Annotated in this window: 11 protein-coding genes; all 11 read right to left on the bottom strand. The window is 57.8% G+C overall.

What is annotated here, in order from left to right; genetic code table 11:
• Positions 1-37: 37 nt before the first annotated feature.
• Complete coding sequence (locus tag H151_RS0109520) at positions 38-2,914, bottom strand: bifunctional [glutamine synthetase] adenylyltransferase/[glutamine synthetase]-adenylyl-L-tyrosine phosphorylase (RefSeq protein WP_019961435.1); 2,877 nt, start codon at positions 2,912-2,914, stop codon at positions 38-40.
• Between the two features lie 40 nt (positions 2,915-2,954).
• Positions 2,955-4,394 (bottom strand): sensor histidine kinase, encoded by a 1,440-nt coding sequence (locus H151_RS0109515; protein WP_040759222.1) that lies wholly within the window; start codon positions 4,392-4,394, stop codon positions 2,955-2,957.
• 2 nt (positions 4,395-4,396) lie between these two features.
• The gene (locus H151_RS0109510; protein ID WP_019961433.1) at positions 4,397-5,068 is read right to left on the bottom strand and encodes a response regulator transcription factor; all 672 of its coding nucleotides are present in this window, start codon (positions 5,066-5,068) and stop codon (positions 4,397-4,399) included.
• A 62-nt stretch (positions 5,069-5,130) separates the two neighbouring features.
• Positions 5,131-6,621, bottom strand: a complete 1,491-nt coding sequence (locus H151_RS0109505; protein ID WP_019961432.1) for a DegQ family serine endoprotease — start codon at positions 6,619-6,621, stop codon at positions 5,131-5,133.
• 118 nt (positions 6,622-6,739) lie between these two features.
• Positions 6,740-7,939 (bottom strand): bifunctional alpha/beta hydrolase/OsmC family protein, encoded by a 1,200-nt coding sequence (locus H151_RS0109500; RefSeq protein ID WP_019961431.1) that lies wholly within the window; start codon positions 7,937-7,939, stop codon positions 6,740-6,742.
• Positions 7,940-8,002: 63 nt separating this feature from the next.
• The gene (locus tag H151_RS16070; RefSeq protein ID WP_019961430.1) at positions 8,003-8,365 is read right to left on the bottom strand and encodes a cytochrome c-type biogenesis protein; all 363 of its coding nucleotides are present in this window, start codon (positions 8,363-8,365) and stop codon (positions 8,003-8,005) included.
• Positions 8,362-10,284, bottom strand: coding sequence for a heme lyase CcmF/NrfE family subunit (locus tag H151_RS0109490; protein WP_019961429.1), 1,923 nt, complete (start codon positions 10,282-10,284; stop codon positions 8,362-8,364). The genes H151_RS16070 and H151_RS0109490 overlap by 4 nt, the downstream gene beginning before the upstream one ends.
• On the bottom strand, positions 10,281-10,787 hold the full coding sequence (ccmE, locus tag H151_RS16065) for a cytochrome c maturation protein CcmE (RefSeq protein WP_040759219.1): 507 nt from the start codon (positions 10,785-10,787) through the stop codon (positions 10,281-10,283). Before ccmE ends, H151_RS0109490 begins: the two co-directional genes overlap by 4 nt.
• The gene (locus H151_RS0109480) at positions 10,784-11,743 is read right to left on the bottom strand and encodes a tetratricopeptide repeat protein (protein WP_019961427.1); all 960 of its coding nucleotides are present in this window, start codon (positions 11,741-11,743) and stop codon (positions 10,784-10,786) included. The genes ccmE and H151_RS0109480 overlap by 4 nt, the downstream gene beginning before the upstream one ends.
• Positions 11,740-12,399: a DUF938 domain-containing protein gene (locus H151_RS0109475; protein WP_019961426.1), complete on the bottom strand. Its 660-nt coding sequence runs from the start codon at positions 12,397-12,399 to the stop codon at positions 11,740-11,742. The genes H151_RS0109480 and H151_RS0109475 overlap by 4 nt, the downstream gene beginning before the upstream one ends.
• A gap of 41 nt (positions 12,400-12,440) precedes the next feature.
• On the bottom strand, positions 12,441-13,796 hold the full coding sequence (locus tag H151_RS0109470) for a hypothetical protein (RefSeq protein WP_019961425.1): 1,356 nt from the start codon (positions 13,794-13,796) through the stop codon (positions 12,441-12,443).
• Between the last annotated feature and the right edge of the window lie 15 nt (positions 13,797-13,811).

The raw sequence follows: 13,811 nt of genomic DNA, 5'->3' as shown, positions 1-13,811 counted from the left end.
CCCCTTCAACGCAGGAAAGAATAAAGATCCGTCGCACCTAAGTGTCGGAGGTTAAAAGCCTTACCAAAATTTCATGGACGTGTTGAGCATGATCATCCAATAGAGCTTTGAGGCTATTGAGGTCTTTGGCCCCCACCAGTCCGGCCAAACGCATCTTAAAGGGTTCACTGGCCCATTCCGGATCAAATTTCTGTCCATGGGCAACCCGCATCAATTGAGTAATGCTGGCATAGGCGCGATAAGCGCTTTTAAGCGGTTCCACATCGCGCGCGCGCAGTGTGCCCCCGGTATGAAGCAGGCCCAACGCATCATAAGTATTGGCCGATAAACGCCCCGCCCCGCTTAGCTGTAAAACCTGGGCAATAAATTCAATATCAATCATGCCCCCGGCGCGTAGTTTCAGATCCCAGTCTGAATAAGCCGGTTTATCGCGCAGCAGACGCTGGCGCATATCCCAGGCATCGGCGCGCACCACTTTGGGATCCTTAGGGCTATCGAGCGCCTCGCCCAGAACCGCCTCGACCCGTGCGGCCATTCCGAGCGAGCCTGAGACGACCCGCGCGCGGGTCATGGCCATACGCTCCCACGTCCAGGCTTCATGCTCATAATAGCTGCGTAGACCTGATAGACGCACCGCGATCGGTCCGGCAGAGCCTGAGGGGCGCAGCGCCATATCCACCTCATAAAGGCGGCCCTCTTCAGTGGGCGCAGACAGCGCACTGACCAAGCGCTGGGTAAAGCGGGTAAACCATCGTTCCGCATCTAAGGGTTTGTCGCCGTCAGAATAGGCGCTTTGCGGATCATAGATCACCATCAGATCCAGATCGGAATCCGCAGACAATTCGCGCCCGCCGAATTTACCCAGCCCCACGACCGCATATTGCCCCGGCGCGGGGCCATGACGGCGCGCCATCTCGCCCTCGGCGGCGCGCGCCATCGCATCCAGGCCCGCATCGGCAAGATCGGCAAAGGCCGCGCCCGCCTCGCCCGCGCCCGTACGTGCGCGCAAGACCTGGGTACCAATGCGAAAGCGTTCCTCACGCGTGATACGCCGGGCAATATTCATGGCCTCTTCAAAGGGGGTATCCGGGTGGATTTGATTGTCGAACCGGCTAGCATAGAGCCCCGGCACATCATCTTTGACCGGCTTGGTAAAGCTCGGCTCCAGCATCACATCCAACAGCGACGGCCGGCGCGACAGGCGCTCCGCCAGGCGCGGAGCCAGGCCCAGAATGATGATCAACTCATCGGCCAATTCCGGCTGATTGGCCAAAAGGGACAAGGGCTGCACCCCGGCGGGCAGGCCCTCTAAAAAGCTGGAAAAGCGTATGAAAGTCGCATCGGGATCGCCGCTCGCGCCAATCGCTTCGACCAAGCGCGGAGCCAGGCGCGAGAAGAGCCCGCGCGCGCGTTCGGTACGCACCGCACGCGCCTTACCCGCCGCCCAGGCGCTGAGGCGTTGCCAAACCCGTTCAGGATCGGAAAAACCATAGGTGCGAAGGGTATCCAATGTATCGGGTGTCGGCTCGACCCCGGTCAGCACCAGGCTGCCTTGATCGGTCGCAAGGCTTTCGCCTTGAGAAAAAGCCTTGGAAAAGGCACCATGAACCCCTTGGAACAACGCCACCAGCTTAGCATCAAACCCAGCCAAGCTCGCCTCCCCCATCATGGCCGCGACCCGCGCGCGCATTTGGTCTTCACGCGGCAGGGTTTGGGTCTGCTCATCCTCCAGCATTTGAATGCGGTGCTCGACATCGCGCAAATAGCTGTACGCGTTGGAGAGGAGATCCGCTATCGCGGCCTCCATCAAATCATGGGCTTGTAAGGCCCATAACCCGGCCAGCGGATCGGCGACGCGCAAATCCGGTTTGCGCCCGCCGAACACCAATTGCAAAACCTGGCAATAGAACTCAATCTCGCGAATGCCACCGCGCCCCAGCTTCACATCATGGCCTGCCGATTGGATCTGGGCGCGATCGCCCACGGCCTGGATCTGGCGCGCGAGGGCGTGAATATCCTCCACCGCGGCATAATCTAGGGATCTGCGCCAGATGAAGGGGGTTAAATCCTCTAAAAAGGCTTCACCAACGGCTTTATCGCCCGCGCACACCCGCGCCTTGGCATAGGCGGCACGTTCCCAATTTTGCCCCAGCGCTTCGAAATAATTGCGCGCCGAATCCGCGGACAAGGCCACAGGTGTGGAGCTGGGGTCAGGACGCAGACGCAGATCCACGCGGAAAACATAGCCCTCTGCCGTCACCTCTTGCAGATACCGCGCAACACGCTGGGCCACCCGGATCAAGGTCTTGGCCGGATCTTTTCCCGGCGGCGGGGCCAACACTTCAGGCTCAAACAAGATGACCAGATCAATATCGCTGGAATAATTGAGCACGCGCGTGCCGTGCTTTCCCAGCGCCAAAATGAAATAGCCCGGTATGGGATTGGCCGGATCTTCGCCCAGTTCAAACCCACAAAACCGCGCCGCGCCCACCAAAGCCGCTTCAACGCAGGCATCGGCAAAATCACTCAACAGCGCGGTGGTGTGTCGCCAATCCCAGACCCGGCCCAAATCGCTGAGCGCCAAGATCAGATGTATCTGCGCTTTGGCCTGGCGCAGCGCCGCCATCAAGGCGGCTTCGTCCGCGCACTCTCGCCCGGCGATGCGCACCTTGTCCAGAATATCTTCACACAAGATCTGAGGCGATTTCCGGCTGAGGCCCAGCAGCACATCTGGATAGCGCCGCGCGGTGCGCGCTAGATAAGGCGCTAAGGCCAGCGTCGTCTCTAGAAAGGCTTCGCTCTCGCCCCAGGCCTTGAACACCGCCTCGCCCAATTGCTCGCGCAAGACCGGATGGGCCTTGGGCGCAAAGTCAGGATAGGTAAAGCGGATCAGGCTGGGTAAGGTCTCGGTCATGGGCGCGAGATTGACCTGTTTGGCCCCACCTCGCAAGGCTCTAAGCTGGTGGGAAAACCAAAGCCACGCGTAGGCCCGGGCCCGCCGCTTCACGTGCGCCTTCCACCTCGCCCGGACCATCATCCAAGGTCAGATCGGCGCGGTGTAATTCGGCAATCGCCTGCACCAGGGAAAGCCCCAAGCCGACACCCGGTTGTGAGCGACTTTTCTCCAGACGCACAAAGCGTTCGAGCACGCGCGCGCGGTCTTCTGCCGGAATGCCGGGCCCGGTATCAGTGACGGAGATTTCAATCGCACCGTTGGAACACCGCCGCGCCCGCAGGCAAACCGCCCCGCCTTCAGGGGTGTATTTCACGGCATTGTCGATCAGATTTGCCGCCGCCTGGGCGATCAGCTCTCGATCCCCTGTTAGCGAGAGATCGCGCTCAATTTCCGCGGTAAATTCCAAGCCAACATCCTCGCAGACCGGCTCATACATTTCTGCGACATCAGCCAAAATCTCAGACGGGTTCAAAACCTCCATCGCTTTACGCCGTTCACCGGCTTGCAAGCGGGACAGACTTAAAACCGCGTTGAAAGTCTTCAGTAATTCTTCGGTGTCATTGACGGCCTGGGCCAGCGCCGCTTCATAATCGCCTTCCGTGCCGCCTTGCACAAGCGCAGTTTCCAAGCGCCCGCGCATGCGGGTTAAGGGCATGCGCAAATCGTGCGCAATGGAATCGCCCGCTGAGCGCATGCGGTGCATCAAATGCTCCACCCGATCCAACATAGCGTTGAAATTACCCGACAATTCATCGAGATCATCCCCAGAATAAGTGCGCGGTGTTCGGGTTTGAAGATCGCCCGCCATCACCTGGCGCGCGGCGACATTGATCGCTTCTAACCGCTTGGCAAAGCGTCGACTGACCACTGCACCGGAAATAATGCCAAGCCCCAGCGAAAGCCCAGAGGCGGCCAGAACCGCGTTGAGCATGTTGGAGACGAAGCGCGTCTCCTCCTCCACATCCAGGCCGACAAACAAGACATAGCCATCTTCGAAGGTGGTGATCCGGCCCCGCCCGGCACGCCCAGTGGGGGTCAGGCTGGGATCTTCGCTGACCTCATCAATCGGGGCGCGATCATATTGGAAATGCACCCGGCCTTGAATATCGGGATTGGCTTCTGGAATGCCGGAAAGATTACCCGAGACCCGGCGTCCATTGGCCGCCGTCAACAGGTAAAGAAACTCACTGCCCCCCACTGAGCGCTGTACCACATAGCGGTTAACGCCCTGAAGGCCACCCGTGACATAGCGCGCTTCGATGGCGGCCAACTCGGTTGTGATCGAGGCATCGGCCCGGCGGATCGCCGCCCCGACTGAGGCCCCATAGACCAAGGCCAAAATGGCAAAACTCGACAGCGCAAACAGCGCTGCCGAGAGAAGCGTCAACTTAAATGCGGTTGTGCGCGCAAAGGCGGGCACGCGCCAAGTAGAGGTCACAATTAAGCCTGCAAGCGGTATCCTGCCCCACGCACCGTGTGAAGCATATTCGTATTGAAGGGCTTATCGATCTTAGACCGTAAGCGTGAAATGTGAACATCAATCACATTGGTCTGGGGGTCAAAGTGATAATCCCAGACCTTTTCCAGCAACATGGTGCGGGTCACAACCTGGCCTGAATGGCGCATGAGGAATTCCAGCAGGCGAAATTCGCGCGGTTGCAACAAAATCTCTTCTGGCCCCCGCTTAACAGTGCGGGCCAGCAAATCCATTTCCAGATCGCCAACCTGCAATTGCGTACGTACCGTTTCAGGGTCCCGTCGACGGGCCAACGCCTCAACGCGGGCTAAAAGCTCTGCAAAAGCATAGGGCTTAACGAGATAATCATCCCCGCCCGCTTTCAATCCCTCAACCCGGTCGTCCACCTCGCCCATCGCGGAAAGGATCAAGACCGGGGTCTGATCGCCTTCCTTACGGATGGCTTCAATCATGGACAGTCCATCGCGTTTAGGCATCATGCGATCGACAACCAACACATCATAGGTTGAGGCCCGGGCCATATCGAGCCCAACCTCGCCATCGCCGGCCGTATCGGCAATATGGCCAGCCTCTCGCAATCCTTTTGCCATAAAGGCGGATACGTCGCGATCATCTTCAACAATCAAAACGCGCATCTTCTTTTTTCTCCTCATGTCCCTCGGATCGCTTAAGGCCTGACCACCTTGCGATCCCCTTATTATTCTTCGTCTTGGAACTCTAACGCGGCGTAACGCACACCGCCTTGGCTGACGACCCTGACCAGAAGGGCGCGTCGACCATTATCCCGTGCGGCCTGAACCGCCTCACGGAAATCTGCTGCCGAGGCGACATCGCGCCCCGTGGCCTCAACGATTAAATCGCCGGGGCGGATACCTTTGTTGGCCGCTTCTGATCCGCGATCCACGGCGCTGACGACCAGGCCGACCTGATCATCCAAATTGAAGCGCTCGCGCGCGGCATCATTGGCGGGTTCTAGCACCATACCAAACATGCTGACCTGACCGGGATCGAGGTTCGGCTGGTTGGTATTTTCGCTTGCTGTATCATCTTTGCGCTGAGCAATCGTCACGCGCACGGTCTCTTCGCGGCCATCGCGCAGCACCGTCAAACGGATGCGATCACCGGGGGCGACTTCACCCACGCGGCGGGTTAAATCGCGCGCATCTTCAATCTCATCGCCATTGAATTTGGTGACGACATCATTGGGCTGAAGACCTGCCTCTTGCGCGGGGCTCCCCTCAACAACATCGGCGACCAGAACGCCGCTCAGATCTTTATCGACGCCCAGACCTTCGGCGAGATCTTCGGTAAGGGTCTGAATGCTGACACCCAACCAGCCGCGTTGGACTTCGCCATTGGCGATCAACTGATCCGCAATGCGCGCAGCCAAGTCTGAAGGAATGGCAAAGCCAATCCCGACATTACCGCCGGTGGGGGAGAAAATCTGTGAGTTCACACCGACAACATTGCCATGAATGTCAAAGGTCGGGCCGCCGGAATTACCCCGGTTAATCGGAGCATCGATCTGAAGGAAATCGGTATAGGTCTGATTACCAATCGGGCGACCAATGGCCGAGATGATACCGGCCGTTGCCGTGCCAGAGAGGCCATAGGGGTTACCCACCGCAATCACCCAATCGCCCACCCGAACATGGGGATCGCGATCAAATTCAACAAAAGGAAAGGCGTCCTCGCCCTCAACCTTCAACACGGCCAAATCCGTGGCCGGGTCGGTACCGATCAAGGTCGCTTCGAATTCGCGCCCATCCGACAGGGCCACAGTGATTTCATTGGCCCCATCAATCACGTGATTATTGGTGACGACATAACCCTCAGCGGAGATGAAAAAGCCAGAGCCTTGTGAGCGACGCTCACGCGGTTCAGGTGCGCCTTCACCGCCGCGGAACGGATCAAAGAATTCGCGAAATTGCGGCGGGATATTCGGCATCGGGATTGTGCGCTCATCCACCTCAACCGTGCCCGAGGCATAAATCGAAACCACAGATGGGCTGACATGTTCAATCAAGTCAGCAAAAGACATCGGCGCCCCTTGGGGGACCGCCGCAGCAAAGGGAGGCTGCTGGGCCTCAGCCACATGGCCGTGCAAGCCCATCAGGCTGGCTCCGGTTAAAACAGTTGCGGCGAGAAGCGCCAATTTCGAGCGTCGAACAGCGTGAAAAAGTGTCATGTCGAACAGTCCTGTTGCGTTTTATAAGCGGTGTCCGTGGAGAAGAGGAATGACGTGTTTTCCATCTCCGTACCATTGCGAGTGTCTTACGGTTCAGTAATCTGAGCCGATATCCCCTTTAAGAAAAGCCCGTTTTCACGTCCGAGCCGCGCTCGAGCGTTTTATGGACAGGGCATTTATCAGCAATTTCAAGCAGCTTGGTACGAATGGCCGCCTCAATGGGCTGGGTTACAGAAATCTTACGGGTAAAGACATCCCGGCGCCCTTCATGGCCTTCGATTTCAATTTTTTCGTGAGAAACTTCCGTACGGATCAACCCGACATCCCAGCCCTTGCGTTCGGCATACATGCGCAAAGTCATGGTGGTGCAGCCCGCCAGCGCCAGTTTCAGCATGTCATAGGGATTGGGGCCGCCATCAAGGCCACCATGAGAGAGGGGCTCATCCATAAAGCCTTTATGCGCACCCACTATGGCAAAACTGTGATAGCCGCCCTGGCCCGTTTCCGCGACCAAGCCCACATTCGCGCGCGAGGCTTGAGGCGCATGATCCATTAAGTTCGACGCGCCATAGCGCTCTGCCCAGGCCGAAATGACACTGGCCGCATGCTGACTATCTTCCACACGGCTGAGCAGATGATCGCCATCATCCAGGCTCAAAAAGCTCTTGGGATGGCGCGCCGCCACAAAAAGCCGGGTCGCATTTTCAATACCCACAATCTCATCACGCGGCGCATGGGCGATCAACACTGCCGCCTTTAATTCATGTAAGGCCGCTTCGATATTATGACCGCTGACATCCTCTAAGAATTGCTTCTTGATGGTGAAGCGGCGCCCCTCCAGGCTGACCTCAGCTGAGCCCTTGTCCTTGATCTCATCAATCTGGGCTTTGAACTGATGGGTAACATGATCGGCATCGGCCGGTGCGCCCAAGGTCACCACGGCCTTAACCTGTGGCAAATGCTGCGCGGCCATAATCACCGCCGCACCGCCCAGCGAATGCCCGATCAGGATCTGGGGCGCGTCATATTCATCACGCAGGAAGTTTGCCGCCGCGATCAGATCTTCGACATTGGAGGAGAAATTCGTGTTGGCAAAATCCCCCTCCGAGCTCCCCAAACCGGTAAAGTCAAAGCGCAAGACGGCGATGCCACGCTCGGCCAACCCTTTGGCGATGCGCGCGGCGGCATGAATATCTTTGGAGCAGGAAAAACAATGAGCGAACAGCGCATAGGCCCGCACCGGACCGGCAGGGCGATCCAGGCGCGCATCTAGGCGATCGCCCTGGGCACCGGTAAAGCTGACTTTTTGTGATGGCACGACACAACCCTCCTGGAATGAACACCTTAGGTCATGTGGTCCGGTTTTAAGCCAGATAAAGGCCTAGGCTGACTTTTTGGCGCGTGAGGCTCCATAAAGCAGCCCACCGCCCAAACCGAGAAAGATCAAAGGCGCAAGCCATAACAGGCTTGTGCGCCCATTCACCGGCGGGCGCATCAACACCTCATCACCATAACGTGTAACCAGCGCATCCTTAATGGCCTCGCTGGTATACCCCTCGCTGACGCGTTCACGAATGAAGGTGCGCATATCGCGCGCGACCCCGGCTTGCGAATCTAAAATGCTTTCGCCGGAACACACCACACAGCGAATATCGCGCATCACATCTTGAGCATGGGCTTCTTCAGCCTCGCTCAAAGTCGGGCTGACGCTTTGCAAGGCAAGGACAAGGATCAGGGCGATCATGCGAGACTATCCTCTGACACGCTTTGGCGGCTATGCGTGTGGGCGATAAATGCCAACATACCGCCCAGCATTATCATCAACGCCCCCAGGCCCAAGGCCCAGATCAGCGGGTGGAAGGCCGCGCGCACCTCATAGGCCAGCTGACCATCCTCACGCATGCGCGGTTCACCAATGGCCATATAGAGATCACCCATCAGACTGGAGCGGATCGCCACTTCACGCGTGTTCTGATTAGCTACGGGATAGAAGCGCCGCTCCGGGGCCATCACCGCGCCGCTATCGGTGGTAAAGCGCGCCCGATCCGCCAGATAATTGGGGCCATCGGCGCGGCTCAACGCCTCAAACCTTAAAGTACGCTCGGCAATCGTTACGCTTTCGCCTGGGGCCATCAAAGGGTTTTTATCCGCCGGACGGGCCGCATCGGCCGCCGCACCAAGCGCGATCAGCGCGACACCCGCATGGGCCAGCCCGCGCGCCCAGAGCGCAAGACGAGACCCTTCAAGTTGGCGATGAGCCCACAGATCCATGCTCACCCCGGCGAGAACCCACGCCCCGATCATCGCGGCGACAATCGCCATAAAGGGTGCGCCCATCACGGCAAAAATCGCCCCGACGATGACCATCGGTATGCACCACAGCACAACCTTGCCCATGGCCAGCGCACGCTTCATCCCGCCCTTCGCCCACGGCAAGAAGGCCGCAAAGGGCAACAAGACCAACATGATGAAGAAAATCGGCACGGTTGTGGCGTTGAAATAAGGGGCCCCAACAGAAACACGCGCGCCCAGGACTTCGGCCAATAAAGGATAAAGCGTTCCCACCAAGACAACCCCGGCAGAGGCCGCGAGTAACAAATTATTGGCCCCAATCAAAGCTTCACGACTGGTGGGGGCAAAGCCCTCACCTTCTTTCAAATGCGTGACACGTAAGGCAAAGACCCCCATCCCGACCAAGGCAGCAAAGGCGAGCATCGCCAGGATCCACATCCCACGTTCGGGATCCAGCGCGAAGGCGTGCACGGATGTCAAAACGCCAGAGCGCACCAGAAACGCGCCTAAGATGGAGAGGATGAAGGCCAAAAGCGCCAGAAACGCTGTCCATCCAGGAAAGGCCCCACGCTTTTCAGTGGCGATGGCTGAGTGGATGAGCGCCGCGCCGACGAGCCATGGCATAAAGCTGGCGTTTTCAACCGGATCCCAGAACCACCATCCGCCCCAGCCCAGCTCATAATAGGCCCAATAGGCCCCTAGGGCGATGCCGGCCGTCAAACCGGACCAGGCAAATAAGGCCCAAGGTCGGATCGCACGCGCCAGATCCTTTGCCGCGACCTTCTCCCATAACCCGCCTGCAGCAATCGCGAACGCCGCTGAAAGGCCGACATAACCGATATACAGCATGGGCGGATGAAAGGCTAAGGCCGGATCTTGCAAAATTGGATTGAGATCTGCGCCTGCCAAAGGGGCAGGATCGACACGATCAAACGGGTTCGAGGCCAGGGCCAGAAAGGCGAAAAAGAGACCCTGTAAGCCCCCCTGAAAACTCAACGCCCGCAGACGCATCCGCGCCAGTTTCGGACCAAAATGAACCATCGCCAGCGCAAAAAGGCATAAGATCAAACACCACAGCAGCATTGAGCCTTCATGCCCGCCCCAGGCCGCCGCGACTTTATACAGCATCGGCTTATCGACATGGGATTTGGCCGCCACATAGGCAATGGAGAAGTCCGAGCGCACAAAGCTGTAGATCAACAGAAGAAAGGCCACAAAAGCCGAAACGGTCGCGACCTCATTACTCGCTTTTGCCACATGAGACAGCGGGCCTTCGCCGCCGCGATTGGCCCCCAGCCAGGCAAAAACCATCTGTACCAGAGAGGCCAGCAAGGCCATCGCGATTAAGTAACGTCCTAATTCTGCAATCATGGACGCGAGCCTTCATACGGCTCAGATGCGCCCACGTCTTCCCCGTCCTGGGACCCATAGCGATGCTCGCCATTCTCATTCCACAGCCCGGATTTCTTCAAGGCATCGGCCACTTCAGGTGGCATGTAATTCTCATCATGTTTAGCCAGCACGGTGTCGGCACGAAAAACGCGTGCCTCATCGAAGGCCCCTTCAGCGACAATGCCTTGGCCTTCGCGGAAGAGATCGGGGAGAGAGCCCTCATAGCTCACGGCAATATCACCCAGACCATCGGTAATGGTGAAATTCGCCCCGCCCCTAGCTGGTAAGCTGACCGAGCCCGCCACGACCAAGCCGCCCACGCGGATGCGCTCACCCACGGCGGGGGGATTTTCGGCAATCTCACCGGGGGCATAGAAGAAGACCATGGCATCGCGCAGGGCCGTCACCGCCAGAGCGCTAGCTCCGACCAAGACCAAGGCACCGACACCGATCATCCATAGCCGTCTATTGGATTTTCTCATGGATTTACCCCCTCACTCTGCAAGGAGAGCGCCCGTTCCAAGGCAAAAAGGAACAGGCCTGCATGCTCATCATTGGAAAATTGCGTGCGCGCCATGGCCAAATCGGCCTGTGCGCGGTCGCGATTGCCGCGCGTGGCTTCAGCGCGGATTAAAATCAGCCAATCGCCCAAAACGCTGGGGTCGGCCTCAACCCGTGCGCGCAAGCGCGCAATCATGCCCGCAATCATCGCATCAGGATCACCGCCCGCCTGCAAGAAGGGCGCAGCGCCGGCTTCGCCCTCTATCGGTCCAGCATTGGGGCGCGAGAGCAAATCCACCGCGCGTGCGATAATCGCCATGCGAAACGGGTCATCACGGCTCAAACGATCAATGATCTCAACCCATTGGGCATAGGCCCCGTCACGATCCCCATCTTGATAGGTGCCAAGCCCCAAAAAGAACGCCGGTTCTGGCAGATCGCGATTGAGATCATGGGCTTCATTAAAGACCCGGCGCGCCTCGGCGGTCACCTCACCCTCATTCATATTCACAAGGGTTTGACCCAGATCCGACAAGACCAAGGGATCAATCTCTAAACGCAAGGCATTTTGAAACGCCGCAACCGCCTCAAGATTGGGTTCGCGGCGCGCCAATAAGCGCCCGAGCAGCGTATACCCTTCTGCACTCGGCCCGTCAGTGCGCAAATGATGACGCACTAGCTCAATTTGTTCGGTGAGGTTCAGCGCTTCAGGGTTTTCCATGGCCAACTCAGCCATACGCGCTTTATGGGGCAATCCGGGCAGGCTGGGATGGGCGTTCAACGCGTATAGGCCCAAAGACGCCAGGGCAATCAAAGCGGCAAGCCCCAAACCGCCCAGGCGTGCCCATGGCGTGGTCGCGCTTTTAGCCAAGGGCGAAGCGATATAAAACGCGCCCACCACCGCGATGAGGGCCGATAAAATGGCAAAAGGGATCATCCCTCTACCCTTTCAAATTTCAACATCAGATTATTGGCCGGCATAGCGATGCGCGCGCTCAGGCTTAAGCCGTGCTCCGCCCCCAGGGCCACAACATCGCTCAAAGCGCGTACGCCCCAGCGCGGGTCTCGTGACTTTAAACTGACATCAAAGTCGAGATTAGACGGTGCGCTCGCTTCGCCCTCCAAGAAGGGACCATAAAGCATAAAGACCCCAGCTGAACGCGAAAGTATGGCCCCGGCCCCTTCGAACAAGCCTTCTGCCGCCGCCCAGGGTGCGATATGGATCATATTGGCGCAATAAAGACTAGAGATTTGATCTATATAAGCTTCAAACCAATTTGACACACATGTATCAATCGCGAGCGCCGGAGCGATACGCCCCTCACCCAGCGCCGCCCAGGCATCAATGCTGGCGCGTGAGGCCTGATCAGGGTCACTGGGCTGCCAAGTTAAATCCGGCCGGGCGCGGGTAATGGCCAAGGCATGTTGACCGGTCCCGGAAGCTATTTCCAGCACGCGGGCCTGCAGGGGCAGATGCTCAGCCAGAACCTCACTGATCACACCTTGATTACGCTCAGCACTGGGCGAGGTTAAACGCGCGCCTTCATAGGCGCGCTCTTCAAGGGCGATGGGGGTCGAAAGTGGATCCGTCATAGCCCTATCCATACCGGGCTTGGGCCATTTGCTGAAGTCTTTTAGGCGGCGTGGGCTGCGACCCCTCGGCGCACCACGACGGTGGCCTCTTCGGTTTTGCCCCCCACGCGCATCAATTGCGCCAAGGCAGTGAGTTGCGCTTCGCCTTCATCCCAATCATCGATTTTTTCCAAGCGAATAGCATCAATAAGGGCATTGCTGAAATCATCCAGGCGATCATAAATATGCTCTAGCAAGGTTTTGTGCGCGCCCTCCACGGCCGCGCGTGAGGCATCATCCTTGGTCTTATAGAGGAAATGCAAGAGCGCTTCCATGCGCGCAAAATCGAGATGACCTTGTAGAGCCTGCATGCGCCACGCCTTACCGCGCGTGCGCTTACGATCGGGTAGCACTTCATCAAACACCAGACGCGTGCGTTGGTGAATGCTTTCCATATGCCGGGCCGCATCGGCACGCAGCGCAAAAAGTTTCTGGCCCCACGGCCCATCTTTACGAATACCAAATTCGCGCGTCATGCCCATGGTTACCGCAGCAAACATCTGCACGGCATAAATGCTGGCATCCGCCTCTTCCATCGTATTGGGCGAGCGGATTTGATCGACAAAATATTCAGCATCTTTCAGCAAGGCATCGCCAATGCCAGAGGTATCGGTGCGTGAGACCAGGAAGTCATCGCCGCGTCGATCCAAGCGTTGGAAGACGCGTAAAATCATCCACGGTTTACGAAGGCGCGCCATAACCATGTAGAGGAACCAGACCCCGGCATCAGGATCCTTGCCATAGGCCAGCTCATAAGCATCACGAATATAGATCAACAGTTTGTCATTAGGCTCATTGATGAGCTTGGGCACTTCACGCAAGGCCACCCGCACCGCCTCGGACGTACGCAGCAAAGTCGCCGCATGACGATAAGCCGTTAAATCATGGGTTTCCAAGCGCCGCATCAAGACTTTTTGTTCTTTGGGATGGTCCTCAACAGCTTTGAAGGCCTCAAGGATTTTTTGGGCGACCAAGCGGCGATCATTATCCAAGTCGCGCTCATGATGGCCTTCAGGGTCTGCCACCAAAGTGCGCACCCGTTCGGTAATTTCTGGCGCAACCTCTTGATCCATCCAAGCCCAGAGATTGCGGCGAACCTGCGCGGGGACGATGGCCAGGGATGGAGGCGAATCATCTGGATCCTTGCCCAAAGCCTCTAAGGGTTTGAAGAACCAGTTCATGGCTTCGGCGTCGGGATCACCGGCACAAAAACGCAGAATTTCCGCAAGCGCAGGATCGCCACTATCAGCGACGGCGATTAAGCGATCAACCAACGGCTTTGGGATCGCCTGTAAGAAGGCGCGCAATTTATTGAGCTTTTCAGGACTAAAAGCACTTAACACGGATAATTTTCCCATCCAACGCGTGCTTTA

It is taken from the genome of Woodsholea maritima DSM 17123 (assembly GCF_000382325.1).
GTDB classification, from domain to species: Bacteria; Pseudomonadota; Alphaproteobacteria; order Caulobacterales; family Maricaulaceae; genus Woodsholea; species Woodsholea maritima.
Note: the sequence above shows the minus strand (reverse complement) of the source record. Positions and strands in the feature narration are given on the sequence as shown.